Source organism: Rhodococcus sp. LMD, assembly GCF_056108245.1.
This window is the reverse complement of the sequence record NZ_CM148557.1, coordinates 2,882,923-2,902,547: the sequence shown is the minus strand read 5'-3', so window position 1 is coordinate 2,902,547 and position 19,625 is coordinate 2,882,923. Positions and strand designations below refer to the sequence as shown.

The following is a 19,625-nucleotide window of genomic DNA, read 5'->3' as shown; positions in this document are numbered from 1 at the left end:
CGCTCACGGCTTCTCCTGCGTCGGAGGCTCGGTACCGGGCCCGGGCCGTCCGGTCCCGTCGGGCAGGTCGCCGAGGACGATGGCGTCCGGCTCGGACAGGTCGCCACCGGTCTCGAGGGTCTGGGCCTCGGCCTCCTCCATCGCCACGGCGAGCGCGGCCGTGGCGCCGACGGGGTTGCCCTCGTCGTCGAACTCGAGCACCTGGTCGTGGTGGCTGCCGAGATAGGCGTCGACGACGGCCGGATTCGAGGACAGCTGGTCCGGCGGAGCCTCGGCGATCACCGATCCCTGCGCCATCACCACCACCCAGTCGGAGATGTCGCGGATGACGTCCATGTCGTGCTCGACGAACACGACGGTCGTGCCGTCGTCGCGCAGGGTCTTGATGTGCCCGAGGAGTGTCTGCGTCAGCGCGGGATTGACCCCGGCCATCGGCTCGTCGAGCATGACCACCGCCGGTTCGGTCATCAGGGCCCGGGCCATCTCGAGGAGCTTGCGCTGCCCACCGGACAGGGAACCGGCCAGGTCGTCGGCCTTCGCGTCGAGGGCGAACCGCGCCAGCATCTCGCGGGCACGTTCGGTGACGGCACGTTCCTGCCGGTGCCACGTCCACGGCAGCAACGCTGCGAGCATCCGTTCCCCCCGCTGGCCCGTCGCACCGAGCCGCACGTTGTCGAGCACGGTCATCTTCGACAGCGCCTTGGTGAGCTGGAACGTCCGCACGATCCCGCGGCGCGCGAGCTGGTGCGGGTGCAGACGTCCGAGCGACGTCCCGTCCATGCTCCAGGTCCCCGTGTCGGGTCGGTCGAACCCGGTGAGCAGGTTGAACAGCGTGGTCTTGCCGGCGCCGTTCGGCCCGATCAGGCCGGTGATGCAGCCGCGCTGGATCTCGAGGTGCGCCACGTCGACCGCCCGGAGACCGCCGAAGGTTCGGGAGAGCGCGTCCACCACGAGGACCGGATCCGGTTTGGCCGCGCCGGGCTCGCGGGCCACGGTGTCGAACAGGGCGGAACGCTGTGCCGCGGGCAGGGTCGCGTCAGGCATCGAGCTGCACCTCCCGCTTGTTGCCGAGGATACCTTGGGGCCGGAACACCATCATGACGGCGATGAGCACGCCGAGGAGGATGTAGCGCATCGCGCCGACCTGCTGCTCGGACAGGGCCAGCAGCGGGTCCGGACCCGAGATGGCCTGGCGCAGCAGGGCATCGGGAATGGTGAGCAGGAACCAGAACAGCATCGCGCCGAGGACGGGACCGAACACGGTGGCGGCGCCCCCGAGGATCAGGGCGCCGAAGGCGAAGAACGTCTGGGCGGTCGAGTAGAAGTCGGGGTTGATCGACTTGGTCTGCAGCGCGTTGAAGATGCCACCGAGCCCGCCGATCGTGCCACCGAGCACCAGCGCCTGCATCTTGTACACGAACACGTTCTTGCCGAGCGATCGGGCGGCGTCCTCGTCCTCGCGGACCGCCTTGAGCACTCGCCCCCACGGGCTGTGACTGAGCAGGTACACCAGACCGCACAGCGCCAGCACCAGGGACCAGCCCACGACCATCGCCCACAGGTCGTCGCCGTAGAACCGCATCCCGAGCAGCGAGTACTGCCGCCCGGAGTCGAACGGGCTGAGCTGGGTGAACGGTCCGGCGAACCCGAACAGTCCGTTGGTCGAGCCGGTCACCGGATCCGATGCGGTGGAGCGGAACACCAGCCGCAGGATCTCGGAGGCGGCGATGGTGACGATGGCGAGGTAGTCGGCGCGCAACCGCAGGGTGGGGATGCCCAGCACCAGAGCCAGCAGGGCCGACGCCGCCAGGCCGACGAGGATGCCGAGCCACAGGGGCTGGTCGTAGGTGACGGTCATGATCCCCACGCCGTACCCGCCGAGCAGGGCGAATCCGATCTGGCCGAAGTTGAGCAGTCCGGCGTACCCGAAGTGCAGATTCAGTCCGATGGCGAGCAGCGCGTAGAAGATCGCCGACGGCCCGATCAACTGGGCGAAGGAAACCTGGAGAACGGCAACGAGATCCACGGCGCTCACCCCACCCTGGCCCGGCTGCCGAGAATGCCCTGCGGACGGACGACGAGGACGACGATCAACACGAGCAGGCCACCGATGTACTTCAGGTCGGGGTTGATGATCAGCGTCGACAACTGCACGAGCAGGCCGACGATCACGCAGCCCAGCAGCGCCCCGTACGCGGTGCCCAGCCCACCGAGGGTGATCCCGGCGAACATCAGCAGCAGCAGCTTGAAGCCCATCTCCCACTGGACGCGACCGCCGAGCTCGGACAGACCGAACAACACCCCGCCGAGGGCCGCGAGTCCGCCCCCGAGTCCCCACACGAACCGGACGACGCGTTCGACGTCGATGCCCGAGGCCGCCGCCAGGTCCCGGTTGTCGGCCACCGCGCGCATGGCCTTGCCGATGCGGGTGCGCTGGACGAGCAGGGCGACTCCGACGAGCACGACGAGGCTGACGACGATGCACGCCAGGTTCACCGGGGTGATCGCGATCGGGCCCCATTCCAGTTGGCGCTGGCCCTGGTAGTCGGCGAACGGCTCGGCCCGGTCGGAGAACAGCGCGAGGATCAGGTAGCGCAGCGAGATCGCGAGGCCGATCGACACGACGAGCTGGGCGATCAGGCCGGTGCGCCGCCGCCGCAGGGGCGCCCAGATCAGCCCGTTGTTGAGCAGGCCGATGGCGATGCCCACCGCGATGGCGAGCAGCGTCGCGGGGATCAACTGGATGCCCAGGCTCACGTTGAAGATCCACGCGGCCACCGCGCCGAGGGTCACGAGTTCCCCGTGCGCGAAGTTCGTCAGGCCGGTGGTTCCGAAGATCAGACTCAACCCGACCCCGGCGATCGCGATCACCAGGCCGAACCGGAGTCCGTCGACGACGGTGCGGATCACCGTCTCCCACCCGGAGGTGCCGAACCCGGAACGCGACTCGCCGAACGAGAAGATGACCGTGTTCGCCCGCCCGGCGACGACGTCGCGCTGGACGGTGGCCCGCACGCTGACCTCGTCGGGGAGGGACTGCTCGTCCACCTCGAACGTGTAGGTGCCGGGGGGCACGGTCAGCTCCCACCGGCCGTCGGCCGCCGAGGTCGCTTCGGCGACCTCGGCGCCCGTGGTGTCGCGGGCCCGGACCGTGACCCCGCCGAGGCGCTGCCCGGCGTTGTTGAGGCTGCCGCTGACCCGCACCCCCTCGCTCGGCTGCGGAGCGGTGGTGACCGGTGCCGGCGGGGGCGTGGGCTCCTGCGCGACCGCGGTCCCGATCCCGGCTCCGAGACCGGCGAGCGCGAGCAGCAGCAGCAGGAGTGTCGGGGCGAGCCGAGGGACCGGCCATCGCTCCCGGAGCGGCACGAATGGGGCCACGCAGGTCCTCCGGATCACGTCGGGGTCGTCGTGCGCGCCGCCGGGGCACCGGCGTCGTGGAACCGGACTTTAGCGGCTGCAACAGCGTTCCACGGCGCTCTGCGATTTCCGCCGCGTATCTGTTCTGTTTCGCCGCGCCGCGCCGCGCACACGGTCGCGGTGGGTCCGGGTTGTCCGAGCCGGTCCCTAGACTGAGGAACCGTGACTCGCGCATCGACCTCCTCCGCACCCGCCGCCTCCGGCGGCGACCGACCGACCCTGTTGCTGCTCGACGGGCATTCCCTGGCGTTCCGCGCGTACTACGCCCTGCCGGCGGAGAACTTCAAGACCCACAGCGGCCAGACCACCAACGCGGTGTACGGGTTCACCTCCATGCTCATCAACCTGCTGCGCGACGAGCAACCCACCCACGTCGCCGCCGCGTTCGACGTCAACCGCGACACGTTCCGGGCGACGGCGTACCCCGAGTACAAGGCCAACCGCAGCTCCGCGCCGGACGAGTTCCGCGGTCAGATCGACATCACCAAGGACGTGCTCGGGGCCCTGGGTATCCCGGTGATGGCCGAGGCCGGTTTCGAGGCCGACGACATCATCGCCACCCTGGCCACGCAGGCCGCGGCCCAGGGATATCGGGTGCTCGTCGTCACCGGCGACCGGGACTCCCTGCAGCTGGTCACCGACGACGTCACCGTCCTGTACCCCCGGCGCGGAGTGTCGGACCTGACGCGGTTCACGCCGGCGGCGGTGGAGGAGAAGTACGGGCTGACCCCGCAGCAGTACCCGGACTTCGCGGCGCTGCGCGGGGATCCGAGCGACAACCTGCCGTCGATCCCGGGCGTGGGGGAGAAGACCGCCGCCAAGTGGATCCGCGAGTTCGGGAGCCTCACCGACCTCGTCGACCGCGTCGACGAGGTCCGCGGGAAGACCGGCGACGCTCTGCGGGCGCACCTGTCGAGCGTGCTGCTCAACCGTCAGCTCACCGAGATGGTGCGGGACATGACCCTGCCCTACACCCCCGACCAGCTGGCGCTGGCTCCCTGGGACCGCGACCGCATCCACCGGTTGTTCGACGACCTCGAGTTCAAGGTGCTGCGCGACCGGCTGTTCGCGACGCTCAGCTCGGTCGAACCCGAGGCCGAGGAGGGCTTCGAGGTGCGCGGCGGCGTGCTCGAGCCGGGCGCGCTCACCGGGTGGCTGGCCGAGCATGCCGGGCCGGGTGCGCGGCACGGGATCACCGTGCTCGGGTCCTGTGTTCCGTACGGCGGTGACGCCACAGCCGTGGCGATCGCCGCGGCCGACGGGGAGGGGGCGTACGTGGACACCACGACCCTCACGCCCGAGGACGAGACGGCGCTGACCGGCTGGCTGGCCGACGCGACGGTGCCCAAGGCGCTGCACGAGGCGAAGGGCGCCCTGCACGCACTGCGCGGCCGCGGCTGGACGTTGGCCGGGGTCACCAGCGACACCGCCCTCGCGGCCTACCTGGTGCGTCCCGGTCAGCGCAGCTTCAATCTCGACGACCTGTCCCTGCGCTACCTCAAGCGGGAACTGCGGGTCGAGGAGTCGGGGGAGCAGCAGCTCTCGCTGCTCGACGACGCCGATGCCGCGGACGCGAAGGCCGCCGAGTCGGCGATTCTGCAGGCCCGGGCGGTGGTGGACCTCGCCGCGGCCCTGGCCACCGAACTCGAAGAGATCGAGTCCACCGCCCTGCTGACCGACATGGAACTGCCCCTGCTGGGGGTCCTCGCCGACCTCGAGACAACCGGCATCGCAGTCGAGGCCGAACGGCTGGAGGACCTGCAGTCCGGCTTCGTCGCGGACGTCGCCGCCGCCGCGTCGGCCGCCTACGACGTGATCGGCAAACAGATCAACCTCGGCTCACCGAAGCAGCTGCAGGTGGTGCTGTTCGACGAGCTGGACATGCCGAAGACGAAGAAGACCAAGACCGGCTACACCACTGACGCCGAGGCACTGCAGAACCTGTTCGAGCAGACCGGGCACCCGTTCCTCGAGCATCTGCTCGCCCACCGGGAAGCGATGAAGATGAAGACCACGGTCGACGGTCTGATCAAATCCATCGCCGACGACGGCCGCATCCACACCACCTTCAACCAGACCGTGGCGGCCACCGGCCGGCTCTCCTCGACCGAGCCGAATCTGCAGAACATCCCGGTGCGCACGGAGGCGGGCCGGCACATCCGCGACGCGTTCGTCGTCGGCCCCGGCTACGACCTGCTGCTCACCGCGGACTACAGCCAGATCGAGATGCGGATCATGGCCCACCTCTCCGGGGACGAGGGGCTGATCGAGGCCTTCAACACCGGCGAGGACCTGCACAGTTTCGTCGGCTCCCGGGCCTTCGGGGTGCCGATCGAGGAGGTCACCCCCGAACTGCGGCGGCGGGTCAAGGCGATGTCGTACGGCTTGGCGTACGGGCTCAGCGCGTACGGGTTGGCGCAGCAGCTGAAGATCTCCACCGACGAGGCCCGCGAACAGATGGAGGCGTACTTCAACCGCTTCGGCGGCGTGCGCGACTACCTGCACGCCGTCGTCGAACAGGCCCGCAAGGACGGCTACACCTCCACCCTCTACGGCCGCCGCCGCTACCTGCCGGACCTGAACAGCGACAACCGGCAGCGCCGCGAGGTCGCCGAACGCGCCGCGCTCAACGCCCCGATCCAGGGCACCGCCGCCGACATCATCAAGGTCGCGATGATCGACGTGCAGACGGCGCTGCGCGAGGCCGGACTGCGTTCGCGCATGCTCCTGCAGGTGCACGACGAGCTGGTGCTCGAGGTGACCGCCGACGAGCGCGAACGGGTGCAGCAGCTGGTGCGGGACAAGATGGCCTCGGTCATCGAACTGTCCGTCCCGCTGGACGTCTCGGTCGGGTCCGGACGCAGCTGGGACGCCGCCGCGCACTGACCGCCCGGCGCGGGCAGGCGCACTCCCGGTCGCGCCGGGAGTGCGCCGGAGCCGGTGCTAGCCCTGCTTCTGGTTCTGTTCGGCGATCTGCCGGCGTACCTCGTCCATGTCGAGGGCCTTGACCTGGGTCACGAGATCCTCGAGCGCGGCCGGCGGCAGGGCCCCGGCCTGGTTGAACACGAGGATGCCTTCCCGGAACGCCATGATCGTGGGGATGGACCGGATGTTCGCCGCCGCCGCGATGCCCTGTTCGGCTTCGGTGTCGACCTTGGCGTGCACGACGTCCGGGTGCTTCTCCGAGGACGACTCGAACGTGGGGGCGAAGGAGCGGCACGGCCCGCACCACGACGCCCAGAAGTCGACGAGGACCACGTCGTTACCGGTGATGATGTCGTCGAAGTTCTGCTGGGTGAGAGTCTGGGTGGCCACAGGGATCCTTTCGGTCGGGTACTGATCGCGTCAACGTCCCGTCGCGACCGTTTCTTCCCGCGGGTACCCGCTCCGGCCGGGGATACCCACCTCGCCGACACCGCGGCGGGCCCCGACCTCGGGGCGGATCATCGCCCGAGGCCGGACCCGGCGCGGAACGTGCGACGGTAGGTGTGCGGCGTGGTGCGGCGCAGACGCAGGAAGTGCTGCCGCAGGACCGCGGCGGTCCCGAACCCGACGCGGTCGGCGACCGCGTCGACGGGCAGGTCCGTGCTCTCGAGCAACCGCTGGGCGGCGAAGACCCGCTGATCGCGCAACCAGCGGGCGGGCGTCGTCCCGGTCTCGGCCAGGAACCGCCGCGCGAAGGTCCGCGGGGACATGTGTGCCTTCGCGGCGAGCGCCGCCACGGGCAGATCCTCGTCGAGGTGCTCGGTCATCCAGTCGAGCAGCGGCGCGAGGGTTTCGGCGGGTGCCGTCGGCAGCGGCATGGCGACGTACTGGGCCTGCCCGCCGTCGCGGTGCGGCGGGACCACCATCCGGCGCGCGATGCCGTTGGCCACGTCGGAACCCTGCTCCCTGCGCACGATGTGCAGGCACAGGTCGATGCCGGCGGCGGTGCCGGCGCTGGTGAACACCGGGTCGTCGTCGACGTAGAGCACGTCCGGATCGACCTTCGCGGACGGGAAGCGTGCGGCCAGCTGCGCCGCGTGGCGCCAGTGGGTGGTGCAGCGGCGATCGTCGAGCAGCCCGGCCGCACCCAGGACGAAGGCACCCGTGCACAGGCTCGCGACCCGCGCGCCGCGATCGACCGCGGCGCGCAGCTTCGCGAACAGTGGCTCCAGATCGGCGATCTCGCCGCCGGCGCCGCACACGAACGACTCGTCGCGGTCGGCGATCCCGGTGCCGCCGGCGGGAATCACGATCAGATCCGCGTCGTCGAGGCGATCGAGGTCGTAGGGGACGTCGATCGTGTACCCGAATCGGGTGGTGACCGGGTGGGGACTGCCCGCGACGAGGCTGAAGTCGTACACGGGCAACCCGTCGTCGGAGCGGTCGAACCCGAACACCTCACAGGCGACACCGAGTTCGAAGACCTCGGTGCGGGGGAGTAGCGGCACGACCACCGTCGTCAGCATGTCACCCAGTCTGCCATCGGATTGGCCGGAAAACGACGCTACATGTCGTTCCTGCCGCTGTCGGCAGGTGCGCCCGCGGACGAGGCTGAGACCATGACCGTCCTCCTGCTCGTCCTCGTCGTGTTCGTGGTGCTCGACGCCCTGGCGCTGACCGGCCGGACGCCCGACACCCACCGTGAGGAGACCCAGTTCGGCGACTACCGCGTCTGATCCGGGACCGGCCCGCGGCGGCGCGGCGTCACACCACCCGCCACTCGCGCCGCGCCTCGCCGTCCCACCGCCGGATGCCCGCCGACACGCCCGTCAGCTCCCGGGTGCCCGCACGGGTCGCCGTGAGCGCCGAGCCGAGCCGGCCCGGCGGCACTCGACGGGCCAGGGTCACGTGCGGGGTCCACTCGCCGGGCCGGATGTGCGGGGGAACACCCGGACAGCCGTCGATCAGCTCGAACACCACCCGCTGCAGCTCGAGCAGTTCGGCCGTGGGCACCACCAGCCGCGCCACCGTCGCGGTACGCGAGCCGAACAGCACCATCCCCCCGAGCCGCACCGGCAACGGCTCGCCCGTGATCCGCTCCCGCATCGCCCCTTCCACCCCCGGCGGGATCGATGCGGCGACCGCGAGCGTGATGTGCGGGCGGTTCGACTCGGACCGGTTGCGGGCCTGACTGACCAGCCCCACGTCCAGCAAGCGCGCCCATTCCTCGCGGACGGCCTGATCCAGGCGGTCGTCGAGGAGCAGTTCCACCGACTGCACCATGGTAGGTAATGATTGCCCCATGACCGACGCCGTCGCAATCCCCGCCCCGCACCGCATCGGACTGCTCGAGGGAGACGGGATCGGTCACGAGATCGTCCCGGCCGCCCGGCGGGTGGTCGACGCCGCCGTCGCCGCCTCGCACGGCCCGCAGATCGACTGGGTGCCGCTGCCGCTCGGCGCCGATGCGATCGCCACCCACGGCACCCCCACCCCCGAGTCCACCCTCGACGCCCTCGCCGGCCTGGGCTCGTGGATCCTCGGACCGCACGACAGCGCGGCCTATCCCGACCCGTTCCGGGCCCAGCTCACGCCGGGCGGACAGATTCGCAAGCGGTTCGGCCTCTACGCCAACATCCGTCCCGCCCGCGCCCTGCCCGGCGTCCGCGCCGTGTCACCGCACATGGACCTCGTCATCGTGCGGGAGAACACCGAAGGGCTCTACGCCGACCGCAACATGGCCGTCGGCAGCGGCGAATTCATGCCCACCCCCGACGTCGCGCTCGCCGTCGGCGTCGTCACCCGGGCCGCCTCCGAACGCATCGCCCACACCGCCTTCCGGCTCGCCGCCCGTCGTCGCCACCGCCTCACCATCGTGCACAAGGCCAACGTGCTGTCCCTGACCACCGGCCTGTTCCGGGACGTGTGCCGAGAGGTCGGCGCCCGGTATCCGTCGGTCACGGTGGACGACGAGCACGTCGACGCCATGGCCGCCCACCTCGTCCGCCACGGCGGCGACTACGACGTCGTCGTGACCGAGAACATGTTCGGCGACATCCTCTCCGACCTCGCGGGCGAGCTGTCCGGCTCGCTCGGCACCGCGGCGTCGATCAACGCTTCCGACACCCAGGCCATGGCGCAGGCCGCCCACGGGGCGGCCCCCGACATCGCCGGCCGCAACCGCGCCAATCCCACGGCCCTCATCCTGTCCGCCGCGATGCTCCTCGACCGGCTCGGCACCGTCCACGACCTGCCCGAGTTCGTCGCCGCCGCCCGCCGGATCGAGCACGCCGTCGAGGCGACCGTCGAGGCCGGCGTGGCCACCGCCGATCTCGGGGGACTCGCCTCCACCGCGGAATTCACCGAGACCGTCGTCGCCCGCACGCTGCGTCGCTGAGCTCGCAGCTCGAGTCGTCGCTGAGCTCGCAGCTCGAGTCGTCGCTGAGCTCGCAGCTCGAGTCGTCGTTGAGCTCGCAGCTCGAGTCGTGGCCGAGCTCGCAGCTGTTGACCTCGAGTCGGCTCGAGGTTCTAGCGTGGCCGCCATGACCACCGAGATCCTGCGCATCGACAAGTTCGCCGTTCCCGCGGCCGCACGGGAGACCTTCCTCGCCGCGGTCCACGAGACCCACCGCGACCTGCGCACCCAGCCCGGCTTCCGCGGCGACGACGTCGTCGAACTGTGCTCCGGGCCGAGCGAATACAACATCGTCACCGTGGTGCGCTGGGCGGATCCCACGGCGCTGCACGAGGCCCGGACGGTCCTGCAGGAACGCCACGCCCGCCGGGGGTTCGACCCGGCCGCGTTCCGCCTCGAGCTCGGTGTCGTCGCGGACGTCGGCAACTACGTACCGGTCGACCCCGGTACCCGGTAGGCAGGTACGACCGGCGCCGCCGGGTCTGTTCGGAGCGGATTCCGCAATACGGGCCCGCCGATGGATACTGTGCGGTTGTGGACGAACCAGCATCTCCCGGACCGACCGGCCGTCGACGCCTCATGGCGGGCCTGCTCGGTGCGCTGCTGACGGCCGCGGTCCTGTCCGGCTGCGTCGTCAACACCGAGTCGACCGTGCCGCCCGGTGACCGGGTCGGCGCCGATCGGGTCGATGCGGTCGCCGACCAGCTCCCGGCGACCGTCGCGGCGACCGGCGAACTGAAGGTGGGCGTCAACGTGCCCTACGCCCCGAACGAGTTCAAGGACGACGACGGCCGCATCGTCGGTTTCGCCGTCGAACTCGTCGAGGCCCTCGGCGACGTTCTCGGCGTGCGCCCGGTGTTCAACGAATCCGACTTCGACCGCATCATCCCCGCCGTCCAGGCGGGCACGTTCGACATGGGCTCGTCGTCGTTCACCGACACGAAGGAACGCGAGCAGTCCGTCGACTTCGTCACCTACTACAGCGCCGGGGTGCAGTGGGCGCAGCGCGTCGGTGACGACGTCGACCCCGACAACGCGTGCGGGCTGCGCGTCGCGGTGCAGACCACCACCTACGAGGACATCGACGAGGTGCCCGCCAAGAGCGAAGCCTGCGTCGCCGCGGGCAAACCCCCGATCGACAAGGTCAAGTACGACAGCCAGGACGAGGCGACCAACGCCCTCATCCTCGGCCGCGTCGACGCGCTCTCGGCCGACTCGCCGATCACTGCGTACGCGATCGCCCGCAGCGACGGCCGGCTCGAAACCGCCGGACCCGTGTTCGACGCCGCTCCCTACGGTTTCGTCGTCGCGAAGGGCTCGCCTCTCGGACCGGTTCTGCAACAGGCGATGCAGCACCTCATCGACTCCGGCGTCTACGCGCAGATCGCGCAGCGGTGGGGCATGGAAGAAGGAACCATCGACACCGCGCAGATCAACGCGGCGACGAGCTGACCGAAAGGGGTGCGATGAGCGACCGTCCGACCTCCCTCACCGGACCGGAACCGCAGACCGAACCGGAAACCATCGAGGCCGTGCCGCTGCGACGGCCGGGCCGTTGGATCGCCGGCATCGTCGTCGCCGTGCTGCTGGCGCTGTTCCTCTACGGCGCCGCCACCAACGAGGCCTACCGCTGGGACGTGTACGCGCAGTATCTGTTCGACCGGCGCATCACCGAGGCGGCCTGGAAGACCGTGCAGCTGACCGTGCTGGCGATGCTGCTCGCCGTCCTGCTCGGCGTGCTCCTCGCGGTCATGCGCCTGTCCCCGAACCCGGTGCTCAAGACCGTCTCGTGGGTGTACCTGTGGATCTTTCGCGGCACCCCCGTCTACGTGCAGTTGGTGTTCTGGGGCCTGTTCCCCTCGATCTACAAACAACTCGACCTCGGCATCCCGTTCGTGCACCAGTTCGTGCACATCGACCTGCAGGGCATCAACGCCGCCTTCCTGTTCGCCGTGATCGGACTCGGCCTCAACGAGGCCGCCTACATGGCCGAGATCGTGCGCGCCGGGATCGGCTCGGTCCCCGAGGGCCAGACGGAAGCCTCGGTGGCGCTCGGCATGTCGTGGTCGCAGACCATCCGCCGGACGATCCTGCCGCAGGCGATGCGGGTGATCATCCCGCCGACGGGCAACGAACTCATCAGCATGCTCAAGACCACCTCCCTGGTCGCGGCGGTGCCGTACAGCCTCGAGCTCTACGGCCGTGCCCGCGACATCTCCGGCGCCAACTTCCAGCCCATTCCGCTGCTGCTCGTCGCCGCCACCTGGTACCTGGCCATCACCAGCCTGCTCATGGTGGGCCAGTACTTCCTCGAACGGCACTACTCGAAGGGCCTGAGCCGCCAGCTCACGACGCGGCAGTTGCAGGCCCTCGCCGACGCGCAGGGCAAGCCCGTGCCCGTCGAGCCCGGCGCCGCGCAGGCACCCGACATCCCCGGAGGAGAACGTCGATGACGCCCATGGTCCAGGCCGACCGGGTCTACAAGAGCTACGGCGCCCTGCGGGTGCTCAACGGCATGTCCCTCGAGGTGCCCGACGGCACCGTCGCCTGCCTGATCGGACCCTCCGGATCCGGCAGTCCACCTTCCTGCGCTGCATCAACCACCTCGAGAACATCGACGCCGGCCGCCTGCACGTCGACGGCCACTTCGTCGGCTACGCCGAACGCGGGGGCAAGCTCTACGAGCTGAGCCCGCGCGCGGCGGCCAAGCAGCGCCGCGAGATCGGCATGGTCTTCCAGCACTTCAACCTGTTCCCGCACCGCACGGCCCTCGAGAACGTCGTCGAGGCGCCCGTGCTGGTGAAGAAGATGCGTCGCCCCGACGCCGTCGCACTGGCCCGGGACCTGCTCGACAAGGTCGGGCTCGCGGCCAAAGCCGACGCCTACCCGGCTCAGCTCTCCGGCGGCCAGCAGCAACGCGTGGCCATCGCCCGCGCCCTGGCCATGGAACCGAAGCTCATGCTCTTCGACGAGCCCACCTCCGCCCTGGACCCCGAGCTCGTCGGCGAGGTGCTGGCGGTCATGCGGGACCTCGCCGCCGGCGGGATGACGATGATGGTGGTCACCCACGAGATGGGCTTCGCCCGCGAGGTCGCCGACCAACTGGTGTTCATGGACGGCGGCGTGGTCGTCGAAGCCGGCCCGCCGCAGGAGTTGCTGCGCAATCCGCAGCACGAACGGACGAAGTCGTTCCTGTCGAAGCTGCTCTAGCGTCCGGGCCCGCTCAGCGGCCGCCGTCGGGTTCTCCGCAGTGCGCGGCGATCACGGCGCGCGCCGCACGCCCGAGCGCCACAGCGGCGTCCCAGCTGTCCCCGGACGGCAGGATCGGCTCGCCGACGACCAGGTGGACCGCCCCGCGGTGGATGATCCTGCCGTGCTCGGGCCACATCATCGCGCGGGTGCCGGTGATCGCGACCGGGACCACCGGAAGACCCGCCCGCGCCGCGATCACGAACGCGCCCAGGCGGAAGGACCGCAGCCCGGGGACCTCCGAGAGTGCGCCCTCGGGGAAGACCACCAGGCGCCCCCCGGTGCGGGCCACCTCGACCAGCCGGTCCGCGTCGGCCACGCTCTGTTCGCGTTCGGTGCGCTCGACGAACCGCGTCCCGAGCCGCCGCAGGAGGAACCCGATGAACGGTTTGCGCTCGAAGACCTCACCGGCGACGAACGTGTAGCTTCCCGGCAGGACCGCCGACATCGCGATGGCGTCCAGGAAGCTGGCGTGGTTGGCGACCACCACACAGTCCGGCAACCGCTCGAGATGCTCGGTGCCGTCCGCGGTCACCGGGGTGCGAGTCAGGCGCGCGAGGGCCCGTGCGGCCCGGCCCGCGGCCGCGCGGCGCGCCGAAAGGCGAGGCAGCACCGCCACGGCGACCAGGGTCGGCAGGCCGACCACGACGACCGTCGACCAGCACCACAGGGCGAACGCCCCGGTCCGGACCAGGTGTGCCGCGCGCCGCAGGCTCGGGACCGCGCCGCGGACGGCGAACCGGGTCAGTTGCCACCACACCGGCCGGGGACGGGCCCGCATGTCGCCCTGTTCGTAGCGTTCCCGGGTGGCCGACCGGCGGATCTTTCCGCTCGAGGTCTTGCGCACCGTTCCGGGCGGGGCGAGCACGATGTCGTCCGGCGGGGTCCCGAGCAGGTCCACCGCGGCCCCGACGATGCGTTCCCGGAGCCGGTCGAGGACGGCCGCTTCGGTCTCGCGTGTCTCGGCCAGAACGACCAGGCGCTCGGTGCCGCCCGTCTGCGCGGTGGTCGCGAACACCGCCACGCAGCCCTTCCGGATGCCGGGGATCTCGCCCACCGCCCGCTCGAGTTCCTCCGGGTGCAGGTTGCGGCCCGCCCGGATGACGAGGTCCTTGACGCGACCGGTGACGTAGAGTTCGCCGCCGTCGAGATAGCCGAGATCGCCGGTGTCGAGCCACCCGTGCCGCGACAGTGCCCGGGTCGCCTGCGGATTGCGGTAGTACCCGGCGGTGGCCGAGGGGCCGCGGAACTCGATCCGGCCCTCGCGCCGGTCGCCCAGCACGTTCGAAGCCGAGTCGACCACCCGGATCCGGTGCCCCGGGAGCGGGTGGCCGCAGGCGACGAACCGCAACGGGTTCGGATCCTCGTCGCCGGCGGGCACCGCGCGGCCCGTCCGCAGGAAACGCTCGCGGTCGACTCGGTCGATCACCGGGCCCCGCCCGACGGGCGGGAAGGTCAGTCCGACGCATGCCTCCGCCAGCCCGTAGACCGGGGCCACGGCCTCACGGCGGAGCCCGTAGGCGGCGAAGCGCTCGCAGAACCGGAGCACCGTCTCCGCATTCACGGCTTCGGCACCGTCGAACAGCATGCGCAGCGAGCCGAGATCGAGCCCGGCGACATCGGCGTCGGCGATTCTGCGCAGGCACAACTCGTAGGCGAAGTTCGGCGCCGCCGACAGGGTCCCGTGCTGGGTGTGGATCGCCCACAACCACCGCTCCGGCCGGCCGAGGAATTCCAGCGGCGACATCACCGCCACCGGCACCGCGAAGTACAGGCCCGACAACCACGCGCCGATCAACCCCATGTCGTGGTAGAGGGGCAGCCAGCTGACGAACACGTCGGAGGGGGAGACCTCGGCGGCCGTGCCCATCGCCCGGATGTCGGCGAGCAGATTCGCATGGGTGAGGGTCACGCCCTTGGGATCACCCGTGCTGCCGGAGGTGTACTGCAGCAGTGCGATGTCGCCGGCGGCGCGGGCGGCGCCGGCGGCCTCCCCGTACCCGGCCAGTTCACCCGGGGTCACGACGTGGCGCACCGTCTGCACCTGGCCGGCCGTCAACCGGGCCAGGCCCGCGGCCTCCGGGTCGGTGACCAGCACACGGACCCGGGCATTGTCGAGGATGCGCACCTGGCGACGGAGGTGGTCGGCGAGCTGGGACGGACGTGCCGGCGGGTAGACCGGGACGGGGACACCGCCGGCCAGGAGCACGCCGGTGAACGTCGTGAAGTAGTCCCGGCCCGTGGGCAGCATCAGACCGACCGCGTCCCCGGGGCGCAGATCGCGGGCGAGCAGTGCGGCGGACACGGTGCCGGCCGCCGAGTACAGCTCGCCGTAGCCGATCTCGCTCCGGTGTCCCTCGGTGAGGATGCGCAGGTGGACACGATCCGGATGGGTGCGGGCGTGCCAGGAGAGCGCCTCGGTGAGGGTGGCGGTCGCCTCCGGGGTCCGTTCGGCGGGTGCCGGCGCGGCCCGCCGCGCGGGCACCGGACCGCGGCGCTCCCGCGCGGGTGCGCGGTGCACCGCCTGCAGGAGCTGACGCGGGGTGCTCACGGTGCCGAGCGCCTCGCGGGGCAGGCGCACCGCGAAGGCCTCTTCGACACGGGAGAACAGTTCGGTGACCGCGAGACTGTCGAGGCCGAGATCACGATCGAAGACGCTGTCGAGGCGCGTGCCGGCGGCGCGGTCGATCGTGTACCGCTCGGCCACCAGATCGCGGACCACCGACAGCAGCAGGGCATCGTCCTGCCCCGAGATCGTAGGCTCGCTCACTGTCGTCTCGCCGCCTGTGGGAGGGACCGGTCGTCCTGCTGCCCAACATAGGCGCGAGTGCGGGCGACGAGAAGGGCTGAAGGCCCCCGGCCGGCCGGTTCACCCCGGTCCGGTGCCCGTTCGGTGCCGGCGGACCCGGAGAAGCCGGAACGGCTCGGCGAGCAGGAGCACGGCGGCCGCGAGATAGAACGCCACCGCGAGCTGCGGCAGGAACGCCGCCAGCACGGTCGAGGCGGCCATGAGTACCGCCGCCGACCACCGCTCGCGGGCCAGCGTCGGCAGTTCGGCGCGGCCCGCCTCGTCGGTCAGGTCGGCGGCGCGCACGGCGTAGACGACCAGCACGTTGCTCATCAGGATCGCCAGGGTCAGGTTCACGCCGAACGCCACCGTCGCCGGTCGTCGCGCCGCGTCGGCCAGGTGGGTCGCCATCAGGCTGGTGGTGAACGGCAGGAAGGAGACGAACAGCAGCAGCAACAGGTTCAGGCGCAGGAAGACCGCGTCGGCCGCCCGCAGCACGCGTGTGAGGTTGATGTGCTCGACCCACACCCCACCGATGAAGGCGAAGCTGACCAGGTATCCCAGAAACGAAGGCCATTCGGCACGCAGGTCCTCGAGCAGCCGGGTTGCCGATTCGGGTACGTCGAGTTCGAGGACGAGCAAGGTGATGACGATCGCGAACACTCCGTCGGAGAACGCGTCGAGCCGCGTGGTGGGCAGCAACCGGCCGCCGCGTCGCGGGGTGTCGTGGCGCGGGCGCGGCGCGCCGGAATCGTCCTCGGCGGGCGTCACCCCACGACCATGACACAGGCGGGTTCGGCGCAGTGGACGATCGGGGGGCGCCGGTGTTCGCGGTCGGATCAGCCCGGCTTGCGGCTGCAGAAGATGGCGGTGCCGGGAAACAGTTCCCCCCGCAGCGGGCTCCACTGGCCCCACTCGCGGTCGAGCCCCTCCGGCCATTCGGGTTCGACGATGTCGCGGATCTCGAGGCCGGCCGCGACGAGTTCGCGCACCCGGTCCCCGATGGTGCGGTGATGCTCGACGTAGGTGGGAACCCCGGTCGCGTCGACCTCCACGTACGGGGTGCGATCGAAGTACGGCAGCATCGCGGTCAGCCCCCGCTCACCCGGATCGTCCGGGAAGATCCAGCGGATCGGATGGTTGACCGCGAACACCCAGACCCCGCCCGGGCGCAGCACCCGCGCGACCTCCCGCATGACCCGTGCCGAGTCGGCGACGAACGGCACCGCCCCGAACGCCGAGCACACGATGTCGAAGCTCTCGTCCGCGAAGGGCAGATCCTCCGCACCGGCCTGCACGAGCGGCACCCGCGGTCCGCCGCGGTCCATCGCGGCCTGCCCGCGCGCGAGCATCCCCATCGAGATGTCCAGCCCCACCGCCCGGGCGCCCCGGCCGGCGAGCCAGCGGGCGCACGGCGCCGAACCGCAACCCACCTCGAGGACGTCCCTGCCGGACACGTCGCCGAGCAGGTGCACATCGTCCTCGTGCAGTCCCTCCGGGCACCACACGAACTCGCCGTCCGCCGAGTCCACACCGAGGAACTCGCCGTGGGTGCGGTGGTAGTCCGCGGCGTCGGCGTCCCACCAGGTGCGGCTCGCACGTTCGCTGTCCCTCGTGCCGAGGCGGGCCCGACCTGCGCGGGTCGTTCCCAGGACGGACTGGGCGTGGGCGTGACGGTCGTCGGACATGTCGTTCAGGGTAGAGCCGCCGGACGGGCGACACCGGCCCGGGTTTGCCCAGCTAGCACCGGGACGCGTAGCCTGAGGGTCGCGAGTGTCCGCCCGTGGCCCGACAGGATCCGGCGCGGTCGCCCGCGGCGGGGTGTGCGCGGCGTTCGCGCGGCGCGCGGTCCGCTCGTCCGACCGAACTTCATCAACCGACTACCAACCCGTCCGGAGCAACTCAACACATGCCCTCCACCACCGTCACCTCGCCGCAGGTAGCCGTCAACGACATCGGCTCCGCCGAGGATTTCCTCGCCGCCATCGACGCCACGATCAAGTACTTCAACGATGGCGACATCGTGGAAGGCACCATCGTCAAGGTTGATCGCGACGAGGTGCTGCTCGACATCGGTTACAAGACCGAAGGCGTCATTCCGTCCCGTGAGCTCTCCATCAAGCACGACGTCGACCCCAACGAGGTCGTCTCCGTCGGCGACGAGGTCGAGGCCCTGGTTCTCACCAAGGAGGACAAGGAAGGCCGCCTGATCCTGTCGAAGAAGCGTGCGCAGTACGAGCGCGCGTGGGGCACGATCGAGGAGCTCAAGGAGAAGGACGAGGCCGTCAAGGGCACCGTCATCGAGGTCGTCAAGGGCGGCCTGATCCTCGACATCGGCCTGCGTGGCTTCCTGCCCGCCTCGCTCGTCGAGATGCGTCGCGTCCGCGATCTGCAGCCGTACGTCGGCAAGGAGATCGAGGCCAAGATCATCGAGCTCGACAAGAACCGCAACAATGTGGTCCTGTCGCGTCGCGCCTGGCTCGAGCAGACCCAGTCCGAGGTCCGCAGCGAGTTCCTGCACCAGCTCCAGAAGGGCCAGGTCCGCAAGGGCGTCGTGTCCTCCATCGTCAACTTCGGCGCGTTCGTCGATCTGGGCGGGGTGGACGGCCTGGTGCACGTCTCCGAGCTGTCCTGGAAGCACATCGACCACCCGTCCGAGGTTGTCGAGGTCGGCAACGAGGTCACCGTCGAGGTTCTCGACGTCGATCTGGACCGGGAGCGGGTGTCGCTCTCGCTCAAGGCCACCCAGGAAGACCCGTGGCGTCAGTTCGCCCGGACCCACGCGATCGGCCAGATCGTCCCCGGCAAGGTCACCAAGCTGGTTCCGTTCGGCGCGTTCGTGCGTGTCGAGGAGGGCATCGAGGGCCTGGTGCACATCTCCGAGCTGGCCGAGCGCCACGTGGAGGTTCCGGACCAGGTCGTGGCCGTCGGCGACGACGCGATGGTCAAGGTCATCGACATCGACCTCGAGCGTCGCCGCATCTCGCTGTCGCTGAAGCAGGCGAACGAGGACTACAACGCCGAGTTCGACCCGTCGAAGTACGGCATGGCCGACAGCTACGACGAGCAGGGCAACTACATCTTCCCCGAGGGCTTCGACCCCGAGACCAACGAGTGGCTCGAGGGCTTCGAGAAGCAGCGCGAGGAGTGGGAGTCCCGCTACGCGGAGGCCGAGCGTCGCCACAAGATGCACACCGCTCAGATCGAGAAGATGGCTGCGGACGAGGCCGCCGAGGCCGCCGCGGGTGTCTCCGGCAGCAACTACTCGTCCGAGACGGGTGCGGAGACCGGCGTCGCCGAGTCGACCGGCGGTTCGCTGGCCAGCGACGCGCAGCTCGCCGCGCTGCGCGAGAAGCTGTCCGGCAACGCCTGACACGTTCGATCGAGGGGCCCCGCACCGATCCGGTGCGGGGCCCCTCGCGTGTGCCGCCCGGAATGGGCGGACGGAAGGGCGGCGGGCACCGGCGCCGGACACCACTGTGGCCCCGCTCCACGAGGAGCGGGGCCACAGTGGTGTCCGGCGCGCCGACCGGGGCCGGAACTGGTCAGCTCACCGCCGGGGTGGTGGCCCACTGGGCCGGCAGCTCGGCGGCGCGTTTGCGTATCGCCGCCTGGCTGTGGCGGGCGTTGCTGAGCAGCATGGTGAACCAGTTTCGCCGGTGTTCGGCGAGCGCGGCGGCCACCTCGGGGATGAGGATGCAGTGAACACCGTTCTCCATGCCGAGACGATGCCGACCGGGCAGCTGAGGGGAGGATCGCATGCGGTGCCTTCTCGAGTGGGGCGGGTAACGACGGTGGTCGGACGCTCGGTCCGACGATATCCGACGCGCC

17 protein-coding genes and 1 pseudogene are annotated in these 19,625 nt (G+C 70.6%); 8 read left to right on the top strand and 10 right to left on the bottom strand.

The window, feature by feature from the left end:
• Nucleotides 1-3: 3 nt before the first annotated feature.
• Genes ACWPQI_RS13310 through ACWPQI_RS13300 form a run of 3 tightly spaced genes read right to left on the bottom strand, consistent with a single transcriptional unit; the run spans nucleotide 4 to nucleotide 3,378 of the window.
• Complete coding sequence (locus ACWPQI_RS13310; protein WP_040275108.1) at nucleotides 4-1,044, bottom strand: ABC transporter ATP-binding protein; 1,041 nt, start codon at nucleotides 1,042-1,044, stop codon at nucleotides 4-6.
• Nucleotides 1,037-2,026: a branched-chain amino acid ABC transporter permease gene (locus ACWPQI_RS13305; RefSeq protein ID WP_040275126.1), complete on the bottom strand. Its 990-nt coding sequence runs from the start codon at nucleotides 2,024-2,026 to the stop codon at nucleotides 1,037-1,039. The genes ACWPQI_RS13310 and ACWPQI_RS13305 overlap by 8 nt, the downstream gene beginning before the upstream one ends.
• 5 nt (nucleotides 2,027-2,031) lie before the next feature.
• On the bottom strand, nucleotides 2,032-3,378 hold the full coding sequence (locus ACWPQI_RS13300) for a branched-chain amino acid ABC transporter permease (protein WP_064066323.1): 1,347 nt from the start codon (nucleotides 3,376-3,378) through the stop codon (nucleotides 2,032-2,034).
• Nucleotides 3,379-3,579: 201 nt separating this feature from the next.
• Here ACWPQI_RS13300 and polA point away from each other — a divergent pair, with 201 nt between their 5' ends.
• Nucleotides 3,580-6,303 carry a DNA polymerase I gene (polA, locus tag ACWPQI_RS13295; RefSeq protein WP_017681330.1) on the top strand — a complete coding sequence of 908 codons (2,724 nt, stop codon included), beginning with the start codon at nucleotides 3,580-3,582 and terminating at the stop codon, nucleotides 6,301-6,303.
• A 57-nt stretch (nucleotides 6,304-6,360) separates the two neighbouring features.
• On the opposite strand, the gene trxA is transcribed toward polA, so the two are convergent.
• Together trxA and ACWPQI_RS13285 are read right to left on the bottom strand one after the other, a co-directional pair.
• Entirely contained in the window at nucleotides 6,361-6,732 is a 372-nt protein-coding gene (trxA, locus tag ACWPQI_RS13290; protein ID WP_003937902.1) for a thioredoxin, read from the bottom strand.
• Between the two features lie 128 nt (nucleotides 6,733-6,860).
• Nucleotides 6,861-7,868: a GlxA family transcriptional regulator gene (locus ACWPQI_RS13285; RefSeq protein WP_017681329.1), complete on the bottom strand. Its 1,008-nt coding sequence runs from the start codon at nucleotides 7,866-7,868 to the stop codon at nucleotides 6,861-6,863.
• 42 nt (nucleotides 7,869-7,910) lie between these two features.
• Here ACWPQI_RS13285 and ACWPQI_RS13280 point away from each other — a divergent pair, with 42 nt between their 5' ends.
• On the top strand, nucleotides 7,911-8,078 hold the full coding sequence (locus ACWPQI_RS13280; RefSeq protein ID WP_017681328.1) for a hypothetical protein: 168 nt from the start codon (nucleotides 7,911-7,913) through the stop codon (nucleotides 8,076-8,078).
• A 28-nt stretch (nucleotides 8,079-8,106) separates the two neighbouring features.
• Here ACWPQI_RS13280 and ACWPQI_RS13275 read toward each other — a convergent pair whose 3' ends face one another.
• Nucleotides 8,107-8,625: a 2'-5' RNA ligase family protein gene (locus tag ACWPQI_RS13275; protein ID WP_010595316.1), complete on the bottom strand. Its 519-nt coding sequence runs from the start codon at nucleotides 8,623-8,625 to the stop codon at nucleotides 8,107-8,109.
• 19 nt (nucleotides 8,626-8,644) lie between these two features.
• On the opposite strand from ACWPQI_RS13275, the gene ACWPQI_RS13270 reads away from it, so the two are divergent.
• The 5 genes and pseudogenes from ACWPQI_RS13270 (at nucleotide 8,645) to ACWPQI_RS13250 (ending at nucleotide 12,967) form a co-directional block, all read left to right on the top strand.
• Nucleotides 8,645-9,739 (top strand): isocitrate/isopropylmalate dehydrogenase family protein, encoded by a 1,095-nt coding sequence (locus tag ACWPQI_RS13270; RefSeq protein ID WP_010595317.1) that lies wholly within the window; start codon nucleotides 8,645-8,647, stop codon nucleotides 9,737-9,739.
• A 145-nt stretch (nucleotides 9,740-9,884) separates the two neighbouring features.
• Complete coding sequence (locus tag ACWPQI_RS13265; protein ID WP_040275116.1) at nucleotides 9,885-10,214, top strand: antibiotic biosynthesis monooxygenase family protein; 330 nt, start codon at nucleotides 9,885-9,887, stop codon at nucleotides 10,212-10,214.
• Between the two features lie 122 nt (nucleotides 10,215-10,336).
• On the top strand, nucleotides 10,337-11,209 hold the full coding sequence (locus tag ACWPQI_RS13260) for an ABC transporter substrate-binding protein (protein WP_010595319.1): 873 nt from the start codon (nucleotides 10,337-10,339) through the stop codon (nucleotides 11,207-11,209).
• A 14-nt stretch (nucleotides 11,210-11,223) separates the two neighbouring features.
• Nucleotides 11,224-12,210: an amino acid ABC transporter permease gene (locus ACWPQI_RS13255; RefSeq protein WP_010595320.1), complete on the top strand. Its 987-nt coding sequence runs from the start codon at nucleotides 11,224-11,226 to the stop codon at nucleotides 12,208-12,210.
• A pseudogene (locus ACWPQI_RS13250) lies at nucleotides 12,207-12,967 on the top strand (amino acid ABC transporter ATP-binding protein). The gene ACWPQI_RS13255 and the pseudogene ACWPQI_RS13250 overlap by 4 nt, the downstream one beginning before the upstream one ends.
• A 13-nt stretch (nucleotides 12,968-12,980) precedes the next feature.
• On the opposite strand, the gene ACWPQI_RS13245 reads toward ACWPQI_RS13250, so the two are convergent.
• The 3 genes from ACWPQI_RS13245 to ACWPQI_RS13235 form a co-directional block, all read right to left on the bottom strand.
• Nucleotides 12,981-15,776 carry an AMP-binding protein gene (locus ACWPQI_RS13245; RefSeq protein WP_010595322.1) on the bottom strand — a complete coding sequence of 932 codons (2,796 nt, stop codon included), beginning with the start codon at nucleotides 15,774-15,776 and terminating at the stop codon, nucleotides 12,981-12,983.
• A 99-nt stretch (nucleotides 15,777-15,875) separates the two neighbouring features.
• Nucleotides 15,876-16,565, bottom strand: a complete 690-nt coding sequence (locus tag ACWPQI_RS13240) for a TMEM175 family protein (protein WP_017681324.1) — start codon at nucleotides 16,563-16,565, stop codon at nucleotides 15,876-15,878.
• 68 nt (nucleotides 16,566-16,633) lie between these two features.
• Entirely contained in the window at nucleotides 16,634-17,482 is an 849-nt protein-coding gene (locus ACWPQI_RS13235) for a class I SAM-dependent methyltransferase (RefSeq protein WP_010595324.1), read from the bottom strand.
• 221 nt (nucleotides 17,483-17,703) lie between these two features.
• Here ACWPQI_RS13235 and rpsA point away from each other — a divergent pair, with 221 nt between their 5' ends.
• Nucleotides 17,704-19,167 carry a 30S ribosomal protein S1 gene (gene rpsA / locus ACWPQI_RS13230; RefSeq protein ID WP_010595325.1) on the top strand — a complete coding sequence of 488 codons (1,464 nt, stop codon included), beginning with the start codon at nucleotides 17,704-17,706 and terminating at the stop codon, nucleotides 19,165-19,167.
• Between the two features lie 172 nt (nucleotides 19,168-19,339).
• Here the strand turns inward: rpsA and ACWPQI_RS13225 are convergent, their stop codons facing one another.
• Nucleotides 19,340-19,555, bottom strand: a complete 216-nt coding sequence (locus ACWPQI_RS13225) for a hypothetical protein (protein WP_010595326.1) — start codon at nucleotides 19,553-19,555, stop codon at nucleotides 19,340-19,342.
• Nucleotides 19,556-19,625 lie beyond the last annotated feature (70 nt).